Origin of the sequence: Agarivorans sp. QJM3NY_33, from assembly GCF_050870865.2 — a bacterium.
Lineage (GTDB): Bacteria > Pseudomonadota > Gammaproteobacteria > Enterobacterales > Celerinatantimonadaceae > Agarivorans.
Window position 1 is genome coordinate 2,580,668 of record NZ_CP194039.2, and the last position, 25,743, is coordinate 2,606,410.

Below are 25,743 nucleotides of genomic sequence, written 5' to 3' on the forward strand. Positions count from 1 at the left end.
CAAAACTTAACTGGCTTTAAGGCGAGCGTCAGTGAGTTGCTGCATTAAATGTTGTACATCATCATTACCAAACAAGTCCGCTAAATTCCAAGTTAATTTCCGGCGCCAGTTGGGATATTCGCTAGATGTACCTGGAACATTCACCGGTTTATCCATTTCCATCCAGTCTTCCAATTGAACTGAAAGTAAATTACAACTTCCTTTCGCCATATGAACTTGAATACCGTAATTCAATCCACGGTCCATTCCGACCCAATTCACATCACGAGAAATATAATCAGGAATACTGTGATGCCCATGCAGTGAATCAAGTAACTTCTGTTTGTTGTCATGACGGCTTTGATAAAGACTTTGTAACACTGCTTCATCGGGGTAAATCCCCAATTCACGACCTAATGCCAAATCATCACAATGCCAGAAACCGCGTAAAGTCGGCATATCATGAGTGGTCACCGCGGCCATTGCTTGGCTTGGATAATGAGACGGCGAAATATAGCCGCCATCAGCAGCTTGTTCAAAGAAGAAAATTCGGTAAGAGTGAACCCCATTTTCTTGTAAGATTTCAAAAATTCCATCAGGAACGGTGCCCAAATCTTCACCAATGATCAAACATTGATTACGGTGACTTTCTAAGGCAAGAATACCTAACAGATCTTGGATCGGATAATAAATATATGCACCCTTATCGGCAGAATCTTCTACAGGCACCAACCAAAGTCGCAATAAAGCCATTGCATGATCGATACGTAAAGATCCACAGGAGCGCATATTAGAACGGAATAGGTCAATCATGGGTTGATAAGCTTGTGCTTCGAGCACTGCTGGATCCATAGGGGGAAGACCCCATTTTTGCCCCAAAGGTCCAAGGATATCGGGTGGCGCGCCAACACTAGCATCTAAGCTATATAGATCACCGTTTGCCCAAATTTCAACACTTCCCTCACTCACACCAACGGCTAAATCGCGGTAAAGTCCCATCACCATTCCCGAAGCCTTCGCCACAGCATCAACTTCGGCAAGTTGCTCATCAGCTAACCATTGCAGCCATAGATAAAAATCCACTGCATATTGATTTTCGCTCACCCACTGAGCGACACCTGGCAAGTGATACTCTTTATATTCATCTGGCCAAGCCTGCCAACCCCAGGCATTACCGATATTATTATACAAATGTTCCTGCAAGGCGTCATAGGTGGCTTGAGCGGCTAAACTTTCGCCACCTTCCTTAATGAAAGACCGAAATGCATTTGCCCTTTTACTACGACCTTTTTGAATGGTTTGAAATTGTTTAAAAACCAATCTCAAAGCTTCAAGTTTCGCTTCGGTAACCCCCGTGTAATCAACCCATTCACTTTTACGAAGTTGCTGTAAACGATTCTGGAAAACCGAACTCTCGACCAAAGCCACTGCCTCTGAGTTTGCAAACTCAGCAATCGCCTCTACATCGATATAAACGATGTTTAGCCAGCGACGAGAAGAGGGACTATAGGGGCTTGCAGCCTCAGGGTTGGCTGGATAAAGAGAATGGATAGGATTTAATCCAACAAAGTCACCACCACTAGCTGCGATGTTTTTCACTAACAATTTGAGATCAGAAAAATCACCAATACCCCAGTTTGTTTCACTACGTAAACAATATAACTGGACGCTTGGCCCCCATATTTTTTTCCCTGAAGCAATTTCTGGTTGAATATAAGCCGCTTGGGGCGCAACGATATAACGAGTTTCAGCAAGAACTTTGCGCCCTCCTTGCAACGACAAACTCAAATGGTGATATCCAATCGGAAGCTCAATCGTTAAAAGAACGATGTAAGTCTGATACTCAACATCGTGAATCGCATGCGCTTCAACTAGTTCACCATCGACGGGGACAACTTGGCCTTTAAACGCCTCACCTTGTTCCGTTTCTAGTTTCCAACTAAAGGTTTTGTTAGCCAACTCAATTGGAACTCTAATCTCTAGAGGGTATTGCTGTGCTACTCGCACGACTTTAACGGTAGGCATAAGCTGCTGCCAGTAATTTAATACATCCTCTTCATACCTTTGCGCTAATTGCTCTGCATCATCTACAGGGTAACCCAGTGCTTTTAATAATTTTACTTTGCTTTCAGGCACGACCTGAGTCGGATTCCCCCAAGCGTCAACGTAGTTGGTTTCTATGCCGCGAAGCTTTACCAACTGTTCAATGATTTGATCTGACATAACATTTCCCAAGTTATTGCTTTGTATCTAACTAATTATTATTTTTTTGCGTCTGTATTGTACTCATCCTAAAGCTCGATTTATCGATCTAGCACAACATTCGCTTTATTTATTTTATCTGAGATTAGGCTATTTAGGTTGTTTTTTTTAACGACTCACCCAATACTTCCTATTTGGAAAGTAGGCTTGGTCATTTTTAAATCATTAATTGATATCGCGCAAATTAATTGTCGATTCGACTTGAAGAAATTTCAGAATGTTGTAAGTTTACAACCAAATTATACATCTTCTAACAACTAGGAACATTAGGTATCACTATGACAATTAAAGTTGGTATTAACGGTTTTGGCCGTATTGGACGTTTCGTATTCCGTGCTTCTGTTGAGCGCAGCAACCTTGAAGTTGTAGGCATCAACGATTTAATCGACGTTGATTACATGGCTTACATGCTAAAATACGATTCAACTCACGGCCGTTTCAACGGTAGCGTAGAAGTCGTTGACGGTAACCTAGTCGTAAACGGTAATGTTGTTCGTGTAACTGCAGAGCGTAACCCTGAAGATCTAAAATGGGACGCAATTGGTGTTGATGTAGTTGCTGAAGCAACTGGTATCTTCCTAACTGACGAAACAGCTCGTAAACACATCACCGCTGGTGCGAAAAAAGTAGTTTTAACTGGTCCTTCTAAAGACGCAACTCCTATGTTCGTAATGGGCGTAAACCAAGAGTCTTACGCTGGCCAAGACATCGTTTCTAACGCTTCTTGTACAACCAACTGTTTAGCACCGATTGCTAAAGTATTAAACGACAAGTGGGGCATCGAATCTGGTCTAATGACCACTGTTCACGCAACCACTGCAACTCAGAAAACTGTAGACGGTCCTTCAGCGAAAGACTGGCGTGGTGGCCGTGGTGCTTCTCAAAACATCATCCCTTCTTCAACTGGTGCAGCTAAAGCAGTCGGTGTTGTTCTTCCTGAGTTAAACGGCAAATTAACTGGTATGGCTTTCCGCGTACCAACTGCTAACGTTTCTGTTGTTGACTTAACAGTTAACCTTAAAGAAGCAGCAAGCTACGAAGAAATTTGTGCAGCAATGAAAGCCGCTTCTGAAGGCGAAATGGCTGGCGTACTTGGTTACACTGAAGATGCAGTTGTTTCTCAAGACTTCATTGGTGAGACTCAGACTTCAGTATTTGATGCAACGGCTGGTGTTGCCTTAACTGACAAGTTCGTTAAAGTTGTATCTTGGTACGATAACGAAATTGGTTACTCAAACAAAGTTCTTGATTTAATTACTCACATTTCAAAATAAGAACTGTAGCTAAATTTTCAAAGGCGACCCTTCGGGTCGCTTTTTTTTTAGGGGAGAACAAATAATGATTCTTGAACGATTGAATTTACAGGTCGTAAAACAAATCGATAATGCCGTCTTCGAGGTCATGAACACCGCTGGGATGTTATTTTATTGGGTTGACCACCCTAAAGTGAAAGCACTCATATCTCAGCAAGGGGCACAATTACTTAGTTTTCGTCCAAATCTTGGACAAGAAAAACTCTGGCTCAGTCCAATCACTAAGTTCGAGTCAGGTAACGCTATTCGTGGTGGCGTGCCCATTTGCTGGCCTAGCTTTGGCGATTCAAATCCAAGTCTGCCGGGGCACGGATATGCAAGGATTAATGACTGGCACCTGGAAAAAATAGACACCACTGAACAACAATGTAAACTAATATTCCGTTTGAATAGCCGTTTAGATCCCCTTATCGACTTGAAGTGTGAGTATGTTCTGAATCAACAAGCCAGTATTCAATTAACAACGACCAATAACAGCGAGCAAATATTTAGTTTTAATGGCGCGCTACACAGCTATTTTTGCGCAGATGTAGCTAAACTACAGATTACTGGTTTGGGCGATCATTATTTTGATTCAGTCACTCGCCAAAATGTTACGGTCACAGAACCATTCTCTTTAGCACCCCGAACCGACCGAATTTATTTACAGCCAGAAGCAACGACTCGACTCGACTCATCTTACGGTTTGGTCAACATTCATCACCGCGGTCATAATTCGGTCGTGGTCTGGAATCCAGGTACTGAACTGGCAAGCAATATGGTCGACATCCAACAGTATTCAACACAATTTATCTGTATCGAAACAGCCGTTACCCAAACAACCATCGACTTAGAGCCAAAACAATCCCACTGCCTAGAGCAACAAATTGTATAACGACTTCACAAGCGTTTACTCTTTGTTTTAGTGCGCGGCCGATAGTTTCAAAGTATTTTAACTTGCACGACGAACCAGACAAAAAAAGCCTCCGGACAGGCCGGAGGCAAACAACATTATCTTCCTCTCAATTAACTTAGCTTAAGGTTGAGGTTTCCAACCTGAGCCATCGTTATAGCTAGCAAATACTTTATCACGAGTTAAATAAGGTGCCGCTTCTTCAGCGCTCAGCACAATACCACTTTCGCGTTTTGTTACATCAAGTGCATTACCTGTAAGATCCTGACTTGCGTACTCTCTCCAGCCAGATGTTGCTGATGCTGGCTTCGGCGCAGGTTGACCGTTCACATCTTTACCTGCCCACCCAATATCTGCGATATGTGGACCTACTTGGCTGTTAATCAAGACTACATTATCGTAGGCACTCGATTTACCGCTACTCCGTGCAAAATAGGTTGAACCATCTTTCACAGTATTACCAACAGGGCCTACGCCACTAGTAAATTTACTATTAATAAATACAAATCCAGGATCACCTTCATTTGCCGTACGAGCTTGTAATACATAACCACCCGAGGTTTCGACCTCAACACCAGATTTTGAATCCCCTAAAGTACGGATTTCGCTATTTTCAAACACAGAAGCGACACTGTAACCCCAAATAAAATCGACATTACCAGCCACCAGCGTATTGTAGAACCAAGTGTATCCCTTCAATAACAATGTGTCTTGCTCACTAATAAAGTTAGCGTTTTTCGCGATTAAACGGTATGGACTATTGAAGTAAATGGTTTCAGCTTGGTTAGAGTATGCATTTGAGCGTACATGGGTATTCTTCAGAGTAAGATCTTCCAGCACGAGATTATCCACGGTTTCGACCAAGAATACCGCACGTCCCCCTTGAGGCCCTGTACCATCAATATCACTCTTACCACCACCGCCGTTTAAGGTTTCATAGTTATCGTATTGAATGAAAGTCTTGTCTTTACCAGCACCTTTGATAGTGACGTTATTCACCTTTCGCAGGAACAACAACCCTTCATAGGTCCCTTCTTGAACGGTAACTGTTTTGGCTGCATTCTTATCGACGTTCTTCATTAAGTAAGTTAACGCCCCTTGAACAGAGGCAAACTGACCAGTAGGACCGACTGTGACATCTGTACCAGTTGCAGGAGCGCTCTTTGTTGTGAACTTCCAATTACTATTCGCGCCGAGGCCGACAAAGTTATTTCCGTTCAATTTAGAGCCTGTAACCAGCCCTTCGCCAATTACCACATAATAGCTTGTGCCGTAATCGAGTACGCCGTCGTGCAATGCGATCTTTAAGGTCTTACCATCGTCACCCACACTTAAAGGATTAAAGTTAACCACTCGGCGTTTATCCTGTCCCTCGTAACCAAGAACATTCTGCTCATTCATTGCTTTAATCGTATCGACGGGATCAGTGGCTGTACCGTTTTTATAAATACGGATTTCGCCAATCTCACCTAAAGTTATATCATCATCAAAAGTGATAGAAAGTTGGCCATCAATAAATTGCTCCGTGCTATCGATTGCTGGCATCAATTTACTACTCAAATCACCATACTCAGCCGTTGGCATTGCAAATGCGCGATTAACGGTCACTGCAATGGACTTGGTTAAATCAGCATCCGAACCTGAGGTAAAGGTAATCACCGCAGTACCTTCGGCCATAGGCTCAATAGTCACCTTACCATTGACTTTGTTTGCCAGCACAACATCTTCGTCACTAGACGAAACCTCATAAGTATCTTCGGTAGTTCCATCGCTTTGTACAGCAGTTACATTAACCACCAACGGGTCTCCCCCAGCAACGGCGTTCTCCCAAGCTGTCGACATATAATCTAAAGTCAATTGTACTGGTTTGATTGTTGGGTCACCTACCTTAATATAATCGATTTCAAAGGCGCGGTTATTCGTAAAGAGACCAAACTTACCAGTAGACTGATACTTATCACTATCGGTTGTACCGATAAACTCACCGTCCAAATATACGCTAAGATGATTGTCGATCATTTCAAATCGAGTCACATACCAAGTACCGTCTTCAAACGTTTCACTGTCAGTATTTTTAGTTCCTAAGACAATCGGTCTTTTTGACTGTACTGGCCGGCTAATCGATCCGTCGGTACTTATAACCGCTTCAACTTGAGTACTAGAAGGAGAGTTTTGCACATTCAAGCCACCGCCAAACCAGTTGCCTTCGCTATCGTAACGGCCCATTAAGAAAATTTGTTTATTGGCCGTGGTACTATTTTGACGAGGACGAATTTTCGCTTCCACAAAATAGTTACCTGATGGAACATCAGCCATTGCAGCATCACTAGCAAGTAGGATCTCCCCCCCCTTACCACCTGCGTTATAACGTAAATAGCCTTTGTTCGCTGGGATATCAAATGTACCCGCTGCGGTACCATCATTTGCTCCCTCAACAGCCAATACTTTCCAATTAGTTGCCATGTTATCCGTTGAGAAGCCGTCACAAAAATATAAATTATCCATATCTTTACAATTATCAACAGCAGGCTCAACCACGATACGGCTGGCGCTATCGTCGTCACTACCACAACCGGCAAGGCCGATAGATGCAGCTAAAACCGAGAGTACAAATCTTTTGTTCATTAATATTTCCTTATCGATGAGTTGCATTTAGCAATACAAATACAATATATGGAAGCACCTTAAAAAAATATTTACTCAGACAACTATGTGATCCGCGATTTAATTTAAAACGTTTTTTTGTATATTTTTTGAATTGGATCAAATATTTTTAGAACAACGTTTCAATAAGAAATCATATTGACAAAATAGACAGCTATGGTTATTTGTGGTAATAAAACAACATTTTAAATTTAGTACAACTATGACAACTAAACCGAAAAACTGAAGCTATTCCAAATTCACTCTTGGAACTGGTATTTACCGAGTAAATCATTTCTAGTTTTGTACCGACAGCAGAGTTCTAGCAACAAATACCTATCATGGTCGAAATTCCATTAGATGAACTTATCCGGCGTGAGTATTGCGAAAAACGGAATTTTTAGATCATCAAGCACTTATGGTTCATCTTAATTTTTCGATGATTACAGAAAACTGCGCGATTTAATGATTCCAAGATACAAATCGGGACTTACATAGATTATATAGAGTGGATTAAAACTAGCGCTTACCTAGAAGTGAATTGGACAACAGGCCTTATACCAACAGCCATAAATGAAATTTAAATAGAATAAAAACTTAAAGGATAAAACTAAGCTTGTCATTCATAAACACCAGCGATAACGCAATCCTAAACCAGAAAGAACCACCCGCTATATACATAACCACACAAAAACAAACCAGCGTTTTAAAAAAAAGAAACTTGTTTTATAAAAAACAAACTCACGCATACATCTAGAATGAAATTAGATCGAAAATCACATACAAGAATCTATCAATGGAGCAATAAAAGCAATTAACAACGAAGCCAAAAATCTCTGAATATAAATTTTAGTTGTTTGTGATGTCATCAAGCAATAAGTTAACAGACGTTACTAAAAAATAGAATATCAGCAGAGGGGAATAAAGGGATGCATTGGAGTAGTTTGATTTATATTGTTAAGAACAAGAGATTTACGGGTTTAGTATTTTTTCAATAAAAACACTAAACCCGTAGCGTTCCATGGTTCCGTATGTTTTATGAAAATCAAGCTTCAAAACCTATCAGTATCTGCACCGACAAACATCGATTAAACGCCTAAAATTTAGAAATAGAACCTATTCCTTCCGATGCTCTGCGGTGACTCACAGACACTAATTGTTCCATGTTAATTTATCACAATTTGTACAAATGCCAGATTTCCCGGGTTTTATCAGCCACTAGCCCTGTTGATAGTCCTTAGGTTCAGCTCGGATATTTGGCATCGGATTATGCCGATAGATAACACTGTCTCTCCGCCCATGATGTTTAATATAATCGAAATGAGCAACTTGGGCATGATGCTGCCCTCTTTGAGTATCATCAGTAATCGGAACAAAGGGGTTTCTCGAAGGATGTATCAATTTGTCGCCTATATATTCATGCAATCGACCTTTTACATTTTCCATGTGGTAATCGGCATGTTTACGAGCAGGTTCCCGGCCAACATTATGAGGACTGTGAAATGGAGTAATGTGCCCAAAAGTACCGCTACTGCTACGATAATAGCGAGTTTTATGCGCATCATCGGTACCAGTGGTTCCAATAAGATTAAATGGTCGGTAAAGGCGATCCGCTTGTTTATCAGCAGTGGTGGCACCAAGATGATTTTGCTCTGCTTGGTCAATAGCAGCTTTTCTAGCCGTGGAAAAACTCTTATTTGGGGCAAATAACGCTTTAAACTGCCCCCATCCTCCGAGTGATTTTCCCATACTGGCATCTACTTCTTTTTTATAGCGGGCGTATCTTTCTTTATAACTTGGCATTGCAGTTCTCCTACTTCGTTATTTAGAAATTCAAATCTATTTTTCCGTACTTTAATCGTGGGATAGATTGTCCGTTGGATGTTGGCGTGATCCCTTGATGCTGCTTGGCCAAATCAATCCGCAAGGAACTCTCCGTTGGTAGTCCAGTGCTTCCTCCAGTTCCATCGGCGGCACCTACGGTCACACGCTCCTCTTTTATTACCCCTGGCGAAACATGATAGTTATCATGTTTACCGCTTTGTAGGGTTCCAGTTGCGGAATGAGTAGCATGAATAAGTTCATGTCCCAAACTGATAACTGAAGAACTTGGAGCTGCATGCGACCGTGGTTCGAGAACTGAACGGCCAGTCTGATGGGGCACTAACGAATCTGAACCTACACCGTTGGTTTTCGCATCTAATCTATCCAACGCTTTTTGTGAGCCTCCGTGTTTGGGCTTATCGCCTCGATCTTGAATTTTCACTTTATAGCCCGAACCGTGAATCGTATCGAAAACCTTCTGTCCTGACTCCATGGCTATCAGTAAGTTTAAATCTCGCTTTGCTCTTAAAGTGAAATCTAGCAATGCGCTGCCTGTTTGATAGACAGCATGCGCACCATCACGGATGATCGAGACCGAAGGAATATGTGCGACGCTAATTTCGGTCACTGGTTTAAGCTGCGATTTAGCATCACGTCGCTTCTGGATTACGGGAGGCTGCAGACTAGATGATGTTGGCTGAGCAGCGATATGACGTAGATGCTGTCGTACATGACGGTGTAAGTCGCTATCGGACTTACCCGCTTGGCCAACGACAACTTGCCTTTTTTTCGCTTTGTCATTCATACTGATGCCTCTTATTTTATCTAAACTACATAGGCTAATCACTACTCACTTCCAGCCCCATCAACTCAAATATGTTTAATTGACCACCTTTTTGTAAAAATAGTTGCTGATATAAGTCTGGCGCGCTCATCTCTCCCCAGTTACAGGCCGTATATACCAAATAAGGAACGGGACTATGCGGGTCATCTTCCATTAAAAATTCTGCCGCACGCCGCAACATCACAAACGCATCCGCTCGATCACGCAGCTCACTATGGTGGCCTCCGCCACCGCCAGCCGACGAGGGCGGCGTATCACTTGCGCTTCCTCCCTCATCATGCCCATCTGATTCACTAGCATTAGCCAAAGAAATGCCCCGGCGAAATAATTCATTACAGACCATTTCATTGACGTTACTTAGCAACTTACGTAAGTCACTTAAGCTGGGACTATCACTATCACAGGTTTCATCGAGCCACAGCTGAAATTCATCTACCGCCACAATGCCATCATCCAATGCCTGATGAAGATCTAGCAGCGTAACTGGTGCCGTGGCAGCTATACGTTGTTTAAATAACTTAGGATTGGGGCCATCCCAAGCGCTAGATAGCTTGTTTTGGTTGTGTAATTGTTGATAACGCAGCGCATTTTCCCAATCATCCCAACTGTACTCATTTCCATCTAAGGGGGTATCGGTAATTTTGATTAAACGGAGTTGTAAAGTGAGCTTTTCATTAACCCAATTAATCGGGTTGGTACGATACTCTAAATCGCCGTCTACCATTTGAGGGTGCATGGTGTCCCAGTATTGCTTACACAATTGCAAAATTAGCACCAATGCGGGAGCAACACCGGAAAATCCATACAAGTGAATATTCGATTCAAGCAGCCAAACACCTAATTGCAGATCCTTGCACTTTTCACTTAATGCTTCCAAGGCTATTTTTCTAACTTCTTGCCAATCAGCGACTTTCAGTTCGTGGCTCCAAACTCCCATAGGAAGGCTTGGATCGTCAGACTTGCGGGCATTCTTAATGTTAAAATAGACACCGTTATGACGAACTGAATCCCCTACTTGGTTATCGCCCACTGGCGCTATTAGCGTCTCTAACGGTATGCCAAAGTGTTGTTGAATATAGTCATCAACTGACTGTCCAGAGGCAGGTAATCGCATTCAGATTTCCTCAGTTATCACTAAAATTTGGAGCTTTTTGGGGCAAGGTCTGCGGCCAACTCATGGTATGACGAAGACCTTTGGCATCGGTATATTGTCCGGTCAGCGCAATATTAGGCTGACTAACGTAGGCTAATTTTTGTTGCTGTGGGAGTTTTTCTTTATAAGAGACAGGGACATTAAACATCAGTAACTGAGTGCCTGCCGCCATGCCTTCAGGTTTCATATGCATACTATCCGCGTAACGAATAAGCCATTCATACAGACCCCAAGCACCCGTGGTCTCAAAACGTACCGCTGAACGTTGTGAAACAAATGTCGCGTGAGGTAAGTCTGCCAAAGTATAAGGCTGGTAGGGAGAACTATCGGCCCAAAATAACTCTAATGCCAGCGGCCTCCCAACTTGCCAATGAATGACTTCGCCTCGATTAGGAAAACCGATAAGCTGCTGACTGCTGCTGAGTTCCCAACGAACGATTTGGTTGGTTCCTTTGGCCTTCCCTGACAATGCGTTAAATTGCACATCTAATTCGGCTGACCAAGTTTGTCCGTCTGAAGCGAGCCCGCTATTGAGCCAGTTTTTAAATTGATTAAGCTGCTTTAAAAAGCGCTTCCAGCTGGTCGGGATTTTTGCTGGATAAGCTTTGGCCATCGCATCTAATTGCTCAGACAACAACTGAGGGTCATTATCTGGGCTCGTAAAAAATCCGACCGCGGTACTTAAAGGCAAGTCATTCTTACCTGCTTCGCTCACCTCAGAGAACGGAAACAGACCGGCTAGCTGCTGATCAAATCTCCTCGCCATAGCCAAATAACTATCAATTGCTCGAGCCTGAGTTGACTTTTTACAGTGCGCCCAAACCTGTAGATCAAGTCTTTGCAACTTCTCGCCAAACCAACTGCCCCCCCGTTGAGGACTTACATCCACATCGCTGCATTGCAGCATCGTCATTTCTGGCAATGTCGTGGTAATTAAGCTCTCCAGCTTACTCAAGTCATTATCAGGATCTTTGCGCTGATACTTCGCTAAGGTATTCAAGGTATCAAACCAACGCTGAGAACTACCGCCTAACTGTTCTATTCCCCCACTATTCAATAAAAAGCTAACCAGTGGCTGCGCATAACTTTGTGCCAGATAACTCAAGCGCTGGCGCTGAGCAATGGCATATTGGCTAAGTTGCTTGTCAGTCTCAATTGCAAACAGGGCCTGAGCAAAATTCAATTGCTGCCAATCTGGTTTCTTTTCTGCAACATAAAGCCTATCGAGACTCACTAGCTCATCAATCTGTTCTAACAACTGTCGCGCATGATTACGCGCGGATTGTTTCAGCCAAATTCGGTTACGAGTATCACCCAACTGCATCAGTAGTTGTTCAAGATTTAAAATAGCATCCTGTACATTTACAAAGTTGTTGATACTTAATGCAAGCTCAGCTTCCTTATCGCTATTCTCTAAAGAATTGGCTAAGCGAACTTGCCGTTGCATCGCGTCGTTAAGCTGGTAGGTGATGACATCGCTTAACTTATGTCGAATCGAATTGGCGTAGAAAGAATCGGCGCTATGGTAGTAACGCGCCTCAAATGCTTGATACTGACGAATACTATCCAATGCCTGAGTCAGAGGCCCCAGACGCCAACGCTGTATCGGTGTTGTTGGCAGCGGACTCAATGTTCCGGATAATTGCTGGATCACAAATGGCAATTGCTCTAGTGCTTTAATTTCTTGCTGTAAAGTAACAAGTTTTGGGCTCATCCGTACTAATTTGCCTGCTGACACAAAAGCTGAACCATGCTGTGCTAGATTGACCGCTAATAACTTCTGCTGCGCAACCTGGTAACAACGCTGTTCACCAAATAATTCACTGATCTCATCTAAGATCCATGCAGGATGATCGCCTGACTTGCGTAATCCCTTGATCGCGCTAGCCAAATGAGTATTGACCTTACCACAGGGACTAGCGCTATAAGGAACCGTCCATTTAAGGTTACTGGTGCTTAACCATTCCCCCAAACTTCTTAACTGACTAATTAATAAATTGGAGGTAGGCGCGTCATCTTTGCCAAGCTCAGATAAAAATCTAGGATGAGTACTGTCAATAAGGGCTTGATGTAATCTCTTCGCGGACTGCAGTAAATGAGTAATGTTTCGTTCGGGATCGGTTAAAGTTTGTTGCTTTACTTTGTATTCCATCACCTGTATTGCCCCAGTAACCAGAGGGGATGAAGGGCGTGAAGCCTCTGGCACTGGAACATCGTATGCGTAGTCGAGTAAACTGGTGAGCCTAGCTTGTACTTGCTTATCGCTACCCAATGGACCCGCCAAATATACGAAGTCGTCAACACTGGTATTAAATATCGACATCGAGTCTGCAAATACAAATAGTTGCTCAGTTAAAGCTGACTCATTAGCTTGGCTTTTTGAGCTTTGCTGTTCCAATTTATTTAATTCTATGGCTTTGACGCTTAAGCGACATTCAAGACTACTGAACAATTGAGGACTCAGTAGTTGATTGCCAACAACCAACTGATTTTTGTACAATTGGGTATCCAACCACGATACTGGCATCGATAGGTTCCAAGGCTTGTGCCCTACTTCTGCTAAGTGAGCCAATAAGCGGTAGGGGTTTTGACCCAGTGATGGACAATTCGTAGTCGAATCGCTGATTTCACTCGCTGCTTGTTTGAGGACCCGAGTGAAGTTGTGGTTATAGTTAAGCATGCGAACACTGTCAAAGCACAACCATAACAATAACAAGGCTCCAAACCCCATAGTCGAAAGTTGAAACCGCTTTAGGAGCTTTTCCGAGGACAACAGCCGTCGCTCCAGCGGGGTGGCTAAATTCAGTTCTGCGAATATTTTTTGGTTAAACAATTGGTCAGTAAATGCCGGGACCTGCTCAACGGCACCACAAAAGAACACCCCTCTTAACGGTAGAGGTGCCTGAAATTGGCTGCGACTGAATGTCCCTTCCATGACTTTTTTAAGGGGAGATTGCATGCGACGAAAATGCTGATGAAACAACATAAATCGGTCTATATCGACTATCTCACAACTTGAGGCTGCGACTTCCAGTTGAGCGAGCTGTAAATCTGCAACCACTTGCTCAAATGCCAAATCTATCCAATTCGGATCAAAGCTACTTTCTAATTGCAGTGGGTTTGACCAACCAATCATCTCCCGCCAACGTTGGTCGCTTTGAGCCTGCCAGAAAGCTTCAAAACCTTCGATAACATCGCACTCGGTTACCACCAGATAAATCGGCAGCACAAAACTGCTTTTTTTCTGCACCAACCATAACTGCTTGAATAACTGCTCAGCCAGCGCCGCTTGGCGGTAGATACTGTCGGCCTCTAACAATGACTTGGCAGAGATGCTCATAACGATACCGTCTAGCGGTCGCTCTGGTCGATATCGGTGAATGACTTCTAACAATTTAGCCAGTCGAGGCATTTCTCCACTAGGGTTGTGTCCAGTTTGAGATTCTACTAATAGCTCTTGGTCGGCTTCAATCAACACCCCATTGTCAAAGAAATGCCATTGGCTACCAGCTGCATGTTGCTGTTTTTCTCGATGCAGCAATGCTGCACGCTTGCCAGAACGGATCCCTTCAAGTAACGCATTTCCGCCCGATCCCGCTTCGCCAAGCAACAAAAACCATGAGCTTTTATAACGCCACTGGCGGCTAGTGGTTAAATACTTTAAAGTGTCGCGAATTCGTTTCATGCGAATCCTGAGCCTTAAATTCTGACGCGCTTTTCGACGATAAGCCTCTCGATACTTGTCAAACCACAGTCGCGCAACCGAAAAGGGTTTTGCCAACCAGCAGAGTAAGGCTTTCGCTCCTACATTGATGGTTGAAAACAAAACGCTAATCCAAGTGAATCCAAGTTTTAATAGCCACCAAGCCAGTATCACGATAAGTAACAGTAAAAAAAAGATGAATAAGACACGCCATACTGGATCGTTCCAGTAAGGGTCAAGCATAACCACCAGCGGGGATAAACGTTGCTGCAAGCCACCGCTGACCCCTCTCAGCAACAACTCAGAGGTTTCCCATAGCGAGTTTAACTTAGCAAATAGTTCGGCCATTACGAACCCAGTCCCAGAAGCGAGAGCTGACTAAGCGGCAAATTAAGTAATGCCCAAATGGCTGAGCTGAGTACTAAATAAGTCAGCGTTACCCAAGCCATTTTCCGGTACCAGTTGGCGATAGGAGCCAATCGTTGCTGCTCATTTGACACCAACAAATGCTTATAAGCAGTCGCGCATATCGGAGTAGATTGTCCGTTCGCCTCCGCTCTCAGAAGTCGATATAAACGCTGTCGGTAACTTGCCAATTTTTCCGGTTGTTCACGATAACGGCCAGCAAAACCCAAACGTAACATGAATAAATACACGGTCGATAATTGGCGTTCCATCGACGTATGGCTGCGCGCATTCAGTAGTTTTTCAATTAACTCGAACATCGTGCTGCCGGCTCGGCAACTCTTAAACATCGATTTTTCGAGCAATATATCTTGCCAGTGAGCTTGCCCTACCCAGTCAATTTCAAATAGAGCCAACTCATCAGCCAAAGCAACCATGGCGTAAAGCGCACATTTCATCGATTGATTTTCACGGGCCGTATTTCGCTCGTTATATTGGTGCCGAGTGGCTTCCAACCACAATCGCAAACGCGCCTGAACAGCGTAAGCAATTTCTTCCGGTTTCGGAGCTTCGGCTAACGCTATCTCTCGTTTTACAACGTCATCTAGTATGCCTTGCTGATTTTGCTGTTTGAATATGGCAATCAGTTCGTAAAACTGCACCATTAACGAAAGTAAGTCGAGCTGATCAGTTTTAGTTTTCATACTAAACCCTTAACTCATGAGGGACATGCAAGGTGATACGCCGAGGTTGCTGCAACTTCAGCTGTCCACTGGTACATACAATAACCAGTTGTTGCCCCGGCAGGATCAGCTTTTCATCGGCTTGAATGGCAAATAACGCCCGACCCGGTCCGGCAGCAATACCAGTTTGCTCATCGACACTCACTTGACGAACCGAAGCACCCAGCATGCGGTGTTTGGCTAACGACTCATGCATCTTAAATGATGCAATACGACAGGCCTTAAACCACTCACTCAGCTCTTCAGTGCTACCGCCATCAAAAGCCGACAACTCTACAAGTAGCTCCCCACCAGCCCACGCTTTATCATACTGCAGGGTGAACACACCTTTACGGTTTTGCTCAAAGTGAATACTAGTGAAGCGCATATTCACGTTAGAGAGCTGCTGTTGCAGGTAATCCAAAGCCTGATTGAAGCCAGACAGAGAATTACTATGTTGATATGCTGCCAGTTTAGGGGGCACCCCAACTGGATCCAACTCACTAAAAATGCCAACCATACGCGCCAACAACATATACAGTGTGTGTGGGTGAGTTTGTTGATCATCACTAGCTAATTCAAATTCTGGCAGATTACGGCTTAAGGCTCTTATCCAACTCCGATGTAGCTGGCCAATTTTATGCCCCAGTCGATCTTCCCCCTGCTCAGAATAGCCAGCAAGCTGCCGCGCCTTATTACGTATACTTAAAGCAAGCGCTTGGCAACGTTGTTGAATCGGCTTACGAGTACCAATAGTATTCTGATCAAATACGAAACTTTCTGCAGCGATATTTAATAACGCTGGACAATACTCACCGAGTTGAAAATTACCCACATCGGGTTGGCAAACCTCAAATAACGGTACGCTCGCATATTTGCTACTAACTCGATCGGTTGCCTGCAAGGCCAGTTTGGGGCTTAAGCGCTGGGTCACTATCTCACCTTGTCCGGTGTTATCATCGACCGAAGGCGGACCATCAACCGCTTCAAAGCGTTGAATGGTGGCACTATCACTCACACAACCAGGCGTTCGAATGGGTGCGACCAAATGAATACGAACCCGAGTCAGTTGATCAATTCCCGAAAGCGTCGTCAGGTCAAGCTGTAAGCGGTCATGCTCATTTTCTTGATAGTTCACAACTAAGCCATCCTGCAAAATCGCCCTGACCCGCCTTACCACGACCTCACCTTGCATTAACTTCCCATGGTCGATATCTAAAAGAGTTAAGCCCCAAGCATGCGGGGAAACCAGTTTTCTAAGGACTTGCAACTGACTTTCCCAGTACACATCATTTTGCTGAAAGTGCTGCGGTGACAGCATCATCCCTTCAGACCAACATAGAGCTTGCGGGAGAGACTCCCAATCTATATCTTTCATGATTTGCCACCCGCTATAATCTGGTATTGATTCACCTCGAACTGAATTCGAACCGATGGATAACCCTCGATACGCGCGGCAACTTGGCCAAGCGAAGCAAGGTAATTAGCGAACAACAACACGGCAGTGGCATCTCTTGAATTCTTGGGTAATGTGATTGGCTGCTCGGAAGTCAGTGGAACAATGTCGTAACTCAGTACGGCAATTTTGCTACCCAAACTCAATTGCATCGCTTCTTTTTGCTGGAACCATTGTGGGGCACTCATTGTGCTTAAAGTCGCGGCTGCCCCAGTATCGAATATCAGCACTAGGTCATACGCCACTGGATTATTCTGGTTACAATCAGCGGTACTACTTACAGAGACTTTGCTTAAGTCATTGGCATGGCTAAGCCCAAGGTATTCCTTTAATGAGCAAGCAGTCATCAGCAACATACAAGTCAACAAAATCCCAACTGATCGACTCATAAATTTGTTCTCGCTAAATCCACCATAAAGGTCACCCGTTCACGCCCTTGGAATTCACCCAACCGACTAAGACGGCCTAATTGGTTTCCTTCCCCCTTTAAACAAAGCGCTTTAGAAACAGCCTGATCGCTGACTAAAGTGACCTCACAATCACATTTGCGATCGGTAATCCAACACAGTAGGCGATATAACTGCGAATATCGGTCCCCCTCCGGTAACAAACGCTTAAGGCTCAAATTAGGCAAGGGCCCAAGGACCACGCCAATCGCCGCTTGCTGATCCCATATTTGAGTTCCTAGAGTCGCCTCTCCACCTAAACAATGGTTGGCTTGTCCAAGCCGAATATGATCTTCGACTTCAACTCTTAGCCAACGACCAATACAATGTTTAAGTTGGTTTAAGCGGACATCTAAAGTCACTCGAAATAGCTCTTGAATAAGCGGTAAGGACATGCGTCGATTTGCCAGTGAGCCTGCAAGCCCAATAAACCGATCGGTATTTTGTTGATACAGCTGGCGGTGCACTTTAAGTAGATTGCCACTTAAAGCCAGTGACATTTGGCCTATTTCTGAGTGCTCCGCTGGTGCGTGGGCAAGAGTGGCGTCGGTCAAGCTTCTGAATAAATATCGTAAGCTTTGCAGGCGATGGTTAAACAGATCCAAAAAATGAGCTAACACCGCCTGACGGTTTTTTATATCATCAACCACCAGCTCGGTGAGGCCATCGGGCAAGGGGCCAGCTAAGCCGCTGATATGATTGCCTAAGCTAACAATTTGATATTTATGGCTAACATCATCCCGCCCCGAATCGATAACTGTAACCGCTCTCACTTCTCCCGCCGGAAAATGTGCTTCATAAGATGCTCTAAAGAAGAAATGTTTATCTAAAGATTGAACGAGTTGGTTTTCGATAGACTGTGGTTGTTCTATTTGACTTAAGTAGAAAGCTCGCGTGGCACGATGAGCCTCTAAATGGCTCACATCTTTCAATTCACCGAGAACCGCTTGCGCATCACCTAGCGAATCACTTATTTCAGATAATTCAGGATCCTGTGATTCTTCAGATAACAGTAAACGTACCAGCTGATAAAACGACCAGCCAGCTTCGGGATTAGTATATAAGTCAGCTACAGTAAAACCTGTTCGCCAATGCGCGGTGGCCATTGTTTCCACACTCCTTCACGTTGATGACTCACAAGCTGTAACTGAACAAAATGGTTCAAAGTCGTATACAGACCCAAAAAATGACTTAGAACTTGCCCCAACAATAGTGGGTTGGCGTCACCAAAGTAGTGTTCGTCTACCGTCATCGTGATACGAGTTCCTCGGCAGTGACCGCGCCAAGCCTGCCGACCAATGCGCTTAACCACACTTTCGCCATGCCAATCCATGAGACCCTCAATTTGGCGCATTTGCGATGAAGCGAAACTGTCAGCATATAGAGTGAGGATTTGTTTGAGCAAAGCTAATCGATTACGCCCTTCGCCAAGCGCAAAATGATTTAAACTTAACTGCGACAGCAATTTCACATTGTTACCCGGTTGTAATCGTGCTCCTTTGAATCGGGTTGGCTGCTCCATCACGTTAGCAGTCATCATTGGTGCACTTCCTACCGGCTTTAACTTATTCCCCATCCGCAAAAACTCTGGGAGGCGTCGATTACTACACCAACCTTTTATCACCAAGGTCTGATCAATCGGATCACTGGTATTAAATTGGCCATCGTAAAGTGCAAGCATCGTGTCACAACCGCTCTGCTCTGCCTTTAGCAATGAAGTTAAGCGAGTGATATAGTATTGCTCCGCGCTATTTTCACGCTTGACTCCCAGCCATGGGTCCACCAATTTGGCCTTGCCATCAAAACCAATGCTACGAACCTCAGTAATCTGATGGATCTCTGCCAGCAGGTATTGCTGCTCATCTGCTGTTAAGCGGTATTCATGTTCAGTTTGCTTCAATTGAACGGGCTTGAAAGTTTTTGGATATAAATTGATCACCGGAAAGCAGTTCAACGACAAACTGTTACGAGCAAGGTGAATCGAACTTTTTGCTTCATCCAGTAAAAACAGCAACTCAAACTCATCGACACAACCATCAAGTTCTAAACCATTCACGTCGAAAAAATAAAATTTATCGGGGAAGGCAAAGTATTCCTGAAGCAAACGATAGGCGCGCTGACTACCGTCGCCATCGGGCAATACGTTATGTGAAGCTTCAAAACCCAGCCAGCTCAGTACATGCTGCTTTGAACTGTCTGGTAATACCCGAATGTTATCTCCAACTTTAAGCGCCACAGCTCTTAACTTGTCATTGAATAGTTGAAATAGCTCTGCCCGCTGGCTGGTATTGTTTAAATAGAATCGCAGCTTATCCAAAGGATATTCATATACATTATCCATCCCTCGACTTGCTACGGTGACCGAAAGAACGGCCTGAGTGTCGCGACGTTGATCGATTTGACTGTAATAATTTTTGGGTAAAATTTTCACACCAGTGATGTCAAAAGGCCACAAAGGCGTGTCATAACAGCACTGCATCATACAGTCGTAACTCTTATCGCTATGACTTGCCCGGGCTTTAGTGACAAACTGCCGCCCCTTTTTTAACATATAACCATTTACAAAATTTGCGCCGTCGGTCTCAACGTTAGCCTGCAACACCGTCATGCACGGTTGTGAATGCACCAGGCTCGGGTATAGCGTTTGCAGCATCTGATTTGGTATTTCACCGCGCTGTTCCGCCATGTCAGAGCGTAATTTTCCAGTAAGGTAAGCAAAAGACTGTAATAATTGTTCCACATGAGGATCAGCCGAACGACCCGAACTTAATTTTAGCTCAGCGGCAGCCGCAGGGTAAGCTTGACCAAACTGCTCCACCGAATGACGCAAAAACTGCAATTCCTGTTGAAAGCTGTCATAGTGATTCATGCACGACCATTCCTGTTTTCATCTGCCTTAAAACTCGATACTCAAAATTGAAAGTCTTCAACTAAATCCATATCAAGCACCTGTAGCTTTAATTCACATTTACCATTACCGACCTCTCGAAAACTAAGGTCACTGATTTCAACAGCCTTAACCCTCGGTTCGAAACGCAATATCAACTGTTCTAGGCGCTCTTTATAGGTGTCGAGATCGGCATGGCTATCCGCGCCCTGCTCTACCAAAGACGGCACTAAACCACGATTGGCATTGTGCTCATCACCATCGAGTAACATTCGCGAGTCAAAAATTGCTTGAATGTTGCGTCGAACAGAATCCACTAACACGATCTCCTCACCAGGAAACGCTAAGCGTTCGAACAGTGTTTTACTCACCATCTCTAACTCCTTTGCTGGTATTCGTTAAGCAACAAAGCTCTTGCTTATCAAATGTTGACCCTCTGCAATGACAGGGCATGGGCTAGCACGCGCATATCCCGGCCCATCCTGTGGTTCAGATTGTTAACTTGACAAAGCACCAATTGGACGGTTTTTGGCAATACTCCAACCCGCAGCCATGGTTCCTTTGTTCTGCATTCCAGGACCTTGTAACTGATGATGCCAAGTAATTTCAGTAAAATTCAGCTTAAACTGCTCGGTCGCCATATCATTCGGATGAGACTGAAACTGAATTTCACTAATCAGTGCGAGACGCAACTCGAAGCGCATAATAATGTTGAGCTGATCCCCAGAGTTACGCAGTACAAAAATAATGGTTGGGCTGCTTGGGTCGGTATCGAGAGGCTTCGCTCGTAAACAATAGTCGTACATTTTGGGCGAGCTCACATCAACATACTTTACGCACGTAAAGTCACTGATGATGGGCCGACCAGAAGTTCGTGCACTGTTACTCACATCGGTAGTGACTTGCTGCTGCAGACCTTGATTAATCGACACTAACTCGACACATTTTTTCGCATCGAAACCCGAGCCACCCGCATTATCGGCCAATGCTGACCAAGTATCGCCATCGGCGGCACCGTCGATAAGTGATCCACCAGAGGGGTCTAGAAAGCCGCTACCCGCAGGATCTTGGGGTTTAGTGAAGCTGTCATCACCAAATTGTAGCAATATCAAATCCATAATTTATCTCTCATTTTGTCCATATTTCTGAGCAGCCAAGCTTTACTTGGTACTGCATTTCGGTGTCGAAACTACGGTAACTCCGCCACCAATCGAATCGACGTCGATAACTCTTCCAGTTGGAAATGCGGACGAAGAAATACCGTTGCACGATACTTGCCTGGCGAGCCAGGAACATCGGTCACGTTAATCCTTGCATCACGTAGCGGATAACTCGCTTTCATCACTTGTGGGGCAGAGTCATCAACTAGCACATAGTTCGCAATCCAGTTATTAAGGAAGTCTGACGCGTTATCCTTGGTTAAGAAGCTACCCACCTTGTCACGCATTATGACTTTGATGTAGTGAGCAAAGCGCGACGCATTCAATACATAGGGCAACATACTTGAAATACGGGCATTGGCATTCGCGGCATCGGTGTTATATTTCTTCGGCAAGTTGGTTGTTTGCCCACCAAAAAATGCGGCCTTATCTGAGCCCTTACGGTGTAGAATGGCCATAAATCCCAAATCGTTAAGTTCTTTCTCTCGACGATCACTAATCGTCACTTGGGTAGGACAAGTCAGTTTGATATCACCGGAAGGTGTTTTAAAGGTGTGGGTTGGCAAACCTTCCACCAGTCCGCCACCTTCCACACCGCGAATTGCGGCTAACCAGCCATACTTAGCATAAGCATTAGTGATCCGCTGTGCTAAAATATATGCTGCATTTCCCCATAAATAACGTGATGCATCTCGGCCATCCACATCTTCTTTAAAGTCAAAGCCTTCCACCGACACCGTATCGGGCCCATAGGGTAAACGTAACAGCACTTTAGGTAAGGTCAACGTGACATACCGAGAATCGTCAGTTTCTCGAAAGCTGCGCCACTTAATAAGCTCCGCACTTTCAAAAATCTTACTCAAGTCGCGCGGTTGAGCTAAAGAGAAAAAATCTTTTAAATCAAACAACTTAGCGTAAGCAGAGGTGATAAATGGGGCGTGAGCCGCTGCCGCTACACCAGCAATTTTTTCCAATAGTTCAATGTCTTCAGGATGGCGACCAAATTCATAATCCCCAACCATAAAGCTGAAAGGGTCACCACCGTAAGTGCCAAATTCTTCTTCATAGGTTTTTTTGAACAGAGCACTCTGATCAAATTCAACAGCCTTTTGTAAATCTTTCAGTAGATCGGCCTTAGACACATTGAACACCTTCAACTTCAATTGAGTACTGGTTTCAGTATTCATAACTAGAAAGTGCAAGCCACGCCAAGTCGCTTCTAAAGACTGAAATTTAGGATGTTGCAGTACTAGATTAATCTGCAGGCTCAACAAATTGTCGACGTGGGAAATACGATCATTGATCAGGTCCGCCGCAAAAGCAGGCTGATTGGGATCGAGCTTTTGCACCACATCAACCGTGAACTGGCCGATCAGTTTAAGAACATAAGGAATTTGCGAGTCATCTAATGCCATATGTCCTTCAGTCAACATCAGTTGAGTGAAGCCTGTGGGAGTTACTGCTGAAAAGTCATCCGCCTTTGCAAAAGTACCAATCAGTTCATCCTGCAACTTTTTGTCGCTAAATAGTTTCGCCAACAGTTCATCAAGCGCATCGTTCCCGTCGAGCTTACCTAAAAAGTCTCGCAGATAACAACGGCCTTGGTAGAGAGCAGCGGTAGGTTCAATATTATTCACCAGATTCATTGGGCTAAAATCATCAATCGAATTGAAAGCGAGGATAAAGACTTTCTTTTTCTTGTCCGTAGCAGCTTCAGAGGCAGGGTCTTTGTCACCTTCCTCTACGTCGCCATCCTTAGCCGTCTTAGCTGCTTTCCCACCTTTTTCTTTCGCCGCAGGTGTCTCCAACGATTCGCTCAGAACATCCTCTACATCAACCTTTAACCTCACCTGACAGCCCGTCATTACCTCGTTGAAGCTGTCACGATCAATCTCAACAAACGATCGTTCTTTAATCGCGGGTAACGGTGTTAATGCTGAGTCATTTGGTGCAACGGACGGCAGGTCACCAGAAAGATCTGACAAAATGGCCACCATCAGGGGTAACTCGCGCTGTTCAATCGCATCTCCAATCTCCACATCATAAGTAATATGTACCCGTGGAGAACGAACGCGTGACAGTTTCTTTTGTAAACTTTCCAAAACTTCACTCCTTAACGATTTGGCTAGTCAAAAGCTCCTTATGACTAGCACTCAAAACTACTATTGTGGACTCACGTCCTTGGTTATGCCTTCGCATTAAATCGGTAATAAGAAACACCGTTGCGATTTGTTTCAACCACGATCTGTTCCCCTACCATACGCTTCAATGCTGTCTCTACCGCCATCATAGAATCATCGAAACGTTGCCGCTTTACCCACCAGTCGGTAATGCCTGCAAGGGAGTCTTCTGATCCCGGATGCTGTTGCAGGTAACGTAAGATCACCAACTTGATGTCTTGTACTTCGTCCGTCATAGTTACCCTCGTGGTAAACGACATAACCAAACCTTCAGCAAAACTGATGCCAAATTGACAAAACAAATAATTAACAAGTAAGAACAATGGGATATATATAGTTGGATGTTATCTGCGTATATTTTAGGTGATCAGGAACGCGTGAATTAATACCCAGTGGGTAAGTTGTAGCCCGGTACGTTTCGATTCAGAGAGCTATTGAGTGATGCTGCAACCCCATCATTTAAGTTTGTATCGCTGTCATTTTGGTAAGTAAGTTGCGCATAAGATGTAGCTAAGGCTATATAGATAGGGTCCGAGATGGGTAAACATGACTTATGAATTCATTAAAAGTTTAATATTACTTTTATTGTTCGCCTTTAATGGATACCAGATCCCTTGAGTAATCGCCAAGTTTCACAGGAAAAACTCAGCAGGATAAGCCGAGGTCAGGGTAATTTTTACTGATATTGTATTTCTTCACCAACTTGCCAAATGCCCTGCGCTCTTTTCCACAAAGTGATGCAGCTTTAGTAATATTACCGTTACACTTCACCAAGGCATGTTTCACAAAAGCAAGTTCGAAAGCCTCTACTGTTTGACGTTTAGCATCGGCGAAAGAAATACCATCAAAATTTTCCGGCTCAGTGGCAATCTTCGATTTAGCAACCACAGTTTGGGTCTCGCGCAAAGTTTTTGATGCAAACAGCAAGTACTCAACATTATCAATGAGCGGGAGTTCTGCGGTTAAATACAGCCGATGTAAGGTATTTTCTAACTCTCGAACATTACCAGGCCAATTATGTTGACACAGCTGATGCATGATTCGTTCGCTGACTCTGTTTCGCCCTAACTGGTATTGACTGTCGAACTTACTCAAAAAGTGTTCTATCAGTTCGGGCATATCTTCGATACGTTCACGCAAGGGAGGCATATGAATGGTCAAAATCAATAGACGATAGTAAAGATCTTCACGAAAACAACCTTTGGTGATCTGCTCTGCTAGATCACAGTTGGTTGCAGTCACAAGCCTAACACTCGCTTTACAGGTGTCGTTACTTCCTACCGGACGAAATTCTTTTTCTTGTAAAAAACGCAATAACGTCGCCTGAGATTTAAGTGACAAACTATCGATCTCATCAAGAAACAAAGTGCCCCCCTCTGCCGCAGCTAACAAGCCTTGACGATCGGTTTTAGCATCGGTAAATGAACCTTTCTTGTGACCAAACAATTCACTGACAAATAAATCATCATTAAAGGTGGAACAGTTAAGCGCAATAAATGGCCTACTGGAAAGGCCTCCAGAATAATGCAAACCACGTGCTGCCAATTCCTTACCGGTTCCTGTTTCACCCGTGATAATCACTGGTGTGGGAAATACAGCCTGAGTTCGAATGGCTTTGATCACCCTTTTGATAGCGTACGAGTGACCAACAATATTTTGTTCCAATATGTCTTTCACTATTCCCTGTTCCTATCTTTGAGTTATTGATAGTGCCGGGTTCATCCTTACCCTATAAACAACCAAAAACAAACTATCGGCTTTCACTCATAAACAATACATTAGTTGACAAACTCATTATTTGACAGATAGGTTAGTAAATAATGCTGATGATGATTGCATGAATCTATCATCTGAAATCTAGTCAGCCCTCCAGC

At 44.0% G+C, this 25,743-nt stretch carries 18 protein-coding genes; 2 read left to right on the forward strand and 16 right to left on the reverse strand.

Annotated features, from left to right (window positions below; all coding sequences use genetic code 11):
* Positions 1-6: 6 nt before the first annotated feature.
* Positions 7-2,202, reverse strand: coding sequence for a 4-alpha-glucanotransferase (malQ, locus tag ACRRSY_RS11610; protein WP_432459344.1), 2,196 nt, complete (start codon positions 2,200-2,202; stop codon positions 7-9).
* A 317-nt stretch (positions 2,203-2,519) separates the two neighbouring features.
* Between malQ and gap the strand changes: the two genes are divergently transcribed.
* The gene (gap, locus tag ACRRSY_RS11615; RefSeq protein ID WP_432453201.1) at positions 2,520-3,515 is read left to right on the forward strand and encodes a type I glyceraldehyde-3-phosphate dehydrogenase; all 996 of its coding nucleotides are present in this window, start codon (positions 2,520-2,522) and stop codon (positions 3,513-3,515) included.
* Positions 3,516-3,579: 64 nt separating this feature from the next.
* Positions 3,580-4,428 (forward strand): D-hexose-6-phosphate mutarotase, encoded by an 849-nt coding sequence (locus ACRRSY_RS11620; protein WP_432463216.1) that lies wholly within the window; start codon positions 3,580-3,582, stop codon positions 4,426-4,428.
* Positions 4,429-4,569: 141 nt separating this feature from the next.
* On the opposite strand, the gene ACRRSY_RS11625 is transcribed toward ACRRSY_RS11620, so the two are convergent.
* From ACRRSY_RS11625 to ACRRSY_RS11695, 15 genes are all read right to left on the reverse strand, one after another.
* Entirely contained in the window at positions 4,570-7,071 is a 2,502-nt protein-coding gene (locus ACRRSY_RS11625) for a pectinesterase family protein (RefSeq protein WP_439033324.1), read from the reverse strand.
* Between the two features lie 1,236 nt (positions 7,072-8,307).
* On the reverse strand, positions 8,308-8,892 hold the full coding sequence (locus ACRRSY_RS11630; protein WP_432463218.1) for a hypothetical protein: 585 nt from the start codon (positions 8,890-8,892) through the stop codon (positions 8,308-8,310).
* Between the two features lie 22 nt (positions 8,893-8,914).
* Positions 8,915-9,718, reverse strand: a complete 804-nt coding sequence (locus ACRRSY_RS11635; RefSeq protein WP_432463219.1) for a M91 family zinc metallopeptidase — start codon at positions 9,716-9,718, stop codon at positions 8,915-8,917.
* A gap of 34 nt (positions 9,719-9,752) precedes the next feature.
* Complete coding sequence (gene tssA / locus ACRRSY_RS11640) at positions 9,753-10,871, reverse strand: type VI secretion system protein TssA (RefSeq protein ID WP_432453206.1); 1,119 nt, start codon at positions 10,869-10,871, stop codon at positions 9,753-9,755.
* Between the two features lie 10 nt (positions 10,872-10,881).
* Positions 10,882-14,961 carry a type VI secretion system protein gene (locus ACRRSY_RS11645; protein WP_432463220.1) on the reverse strand — a complete coding sequence of 1,360 codons (4,080 nt, stop codon included), beginning with the start codon at positions 14,959-14,961 and terminating at the stop codon, positions 10,882-10,884.
* The gene (locus ACRRSY_RS11650) at positions 14,961-15,722 is read right to left on the reverse strand and encodes a DotU family type IV/VI secretion system protein (protein WP_432453208.1); all 762 of its coding nucleotides are present in this window, start codon (positions 15,720-15,722) and stop codon (positions 14,961-14,963) included. Before ACRRSY_RS11650 ends, ACRRSY_RS11645 begins: the two co-directional genes overlap by 1 nt.
* A 1-nt stretch (position 15,723) precedes the next feature.
* A complete protein-coding gene (gene tssK / locus ACRRSY_RS11655) occupies positions 15,724-17,118 on the reverse strand; it encodes a type VI secretion system baseplate subunit TssK (protein WP_432453209.1) in 1,395 nt (464 codons plus the stop codon).
* Entirely contained in the window at positions 17,115-17,585 is a 471-nt protein-coding gene (locus ACRRSY_RS11660; protein ID WP_432453210.1) for a hypothetical protein, read from the reverse strand. Before ACRRSY_RS11660 ends, tssK begins: the two co-directional genes overlap by 4 nt.
* Positions 17,582-18,748, reverse strand: coding sequence for a type VI secretion system baseplate subunit TssG (gene tssG, locus ACRRSY_RS11665; protein WP_432463221.1), 1,167 nt, complete (start codon positions 18,746-18,748; stop codon positions 17,582-17,584). Before tssG ends, ACRRSY_RS11660 begins: the two co-directional genes overlap by 4 nt.
* Positions 18,712-20,511 (reverse strand): type VI secretion system baseplate subunit TssF, encoded by a 1,800-nt coding sequence (gene tssF, locus ACRRSY_RS11670; RefSeq protein WP_432463222.1) that lies wholly within the window; start codon positions 20,509-20,511, stop codon positions 18,712-18,714. The genes tssG and tssF overlap by 37 nt, the downstream gene beginning before the upstream one ends.
* A 41-nt stretch (positions 20,512-20,552) precedes the next feature.
* Positions 20,553-20,903, reverse strand: a complete 351-nt coding sequence (locus ACRRSY_RS11675; protein ID WP_432463223.1) for a hypothetical protein — start codon at positions 20,901-20,903, stop codon at positions 20,553-20,555.
* 123 nt (positions 20,904-21,026) lie between these two features.
* Positions 21,027-21,647, reverse strand: coding sequence for a type VI secretion system tube protein Hcp (locus tag ACRRSY_RS11680; protein ID WP_432453214.1), 621 nt, complete (start codon positions 21,645-21,647; stop codon positions 21,027-21,029).
* A gap of 71 nt (positions 21,648-21,718) precedes the next feature.
* A complete protein-coding gene (gene tssC / locus ACRRSY_RS11685) occupies positions 21,719-23,791 on the reverse strand; it encodes a type VI secretion system contractile sheath large subunit (RefSeq protein ID WP_432463224.1) in 2,073 nt (690 codons plus the stop codon).
* A gap of 83 nt (positions 23,792-23,874) precedes the next feature.
* Entirely contained in the window at positions 23,875-24,129 is a 255-nt protein-coding gene (locus tag ACRRSY_RS11690) for a hypothetical protein (RefSeq protein WP_432463225.1), read from the reverse strand.
* Positions 24,130-24,514: 385 nt separating this feature from the next.
* A complete protein-coding gene (locus ACRRSY_RS11695; protein WP_432453217.1) occupies positions 24,515-25,546 on the reverse strand; it encodes a sigma 54-interacting transcriptional regulator in 1,032 nt (343 codons plus the stop codon).
* Positions 25,547-25,743 lie beyond the last annotated feature (197 nt).

Coding starts and splice junctions, on each gene's coding strand:
- ACRRSY_RS11680 (WP_432453214.1), bottom strand. CDS start 21,647: ATGGATTTGATATTGCTACAATTTGGTGATGACAGCTTCACTAAACCC.
- tssG (WP_432463221.1), bottom strand. CDS start 18,748: ATGGCCACCGCGCATTGGCGAACAGGTTTTACTGTAGCTGACTTATAT.
- ACRRSY_RS11675 (WP_432463223.1), bottom strand. CDS start 20,903: ATGGTGAGTAAAACACTGTTCGAACGCTTAGCGTTTCCTGGTGAGGAG.
- gap (WP_432453201.1), top strand. CDS start 2,520: ATGACAATTAAAGTTGGTATTAACGGTTTTGGCCGTATTGGACGTTTC.
- tssF (WP_432463222.1), bottom strand. CDS start 20,511: ATGAATCACTATGACAGCTTTCAACAGGAATTGCAGTTTTTGCGTCAT.
- ACRRSY_RS11645 (WP_432463220.1), bottom strand. CDS start 14,961: ATGGCCGAACTATTTGCTAAGTTAAACTCGCTATGGGAAACCTCTGAG.
- ACRRSY_RS11620 (WP_432463216.1), top strand. CDS start 3,580: ATGATTCTTGAACGATTGAATTTACAGGTCGTAAAACAAATCGATAAT.
- ACRRSY_RS11690 (WP_432463225.1), bottom strand. CDS start 24,129: ATGTCGTTTACCACGAGGGTAACTATGACGGACGAAGTACAAGACATC.
- tssK (WP_432453209.1), bottom strand. CDS start 17,118: ATGAAAGATATAGATTGGGAGTCTCTCCCGCAAGCTCTATGTTGGTCT.
- ACRRSY_RS11625 (WP_439033324.1), bottom strand. CDS start 7,071: ATGAACAAAAGATTTGTACTCTCGGTTTTAGCTGCATCTATCGGCCTT.
- ACRRSY_RS11650 (WP_432453208.1), bottom strand. CDS start 15,722: ATGAAAACTAAAACTGATCAGCTCGACTTACTTTCGTTAATGGTGCAG.
- ACRRSY_RS11630 (WP_432463218.1), bottom strand. CDS start 8,892: ATGCCAAGTTATAAAGAAAGATACGCCCGCTATAAAAAAGAAGTAGAT.
- malQ (WP_432459344.1), bottom strand. CDS start 2,202: ATGTCAGATCAAATCATTGAACAGTTGGTAAAGCTTCGCGGCATAGAA.
- ACRRSY_RS11660 (WP_432453210.1), bottom strand. CDS start 17,585: ATGAGTCGATCAGTTGGGATTTTGTTGACTTGTATGTTGCTGATGACT.
- tssA (WP_432453206.1), bottom strand. CDS start 10,871: ATGCGATTACCTGCCTCTGGACAGTCAGTTGATGACTATATTCAACAA.
- ACRRSY_RS11635 (WP_432463219.1), bottom strand. CDS start 9,718: ATGAATGACAAAGCGAAAAAAAGGCAAGTTGTCGTTGGCCAAGCGGGT.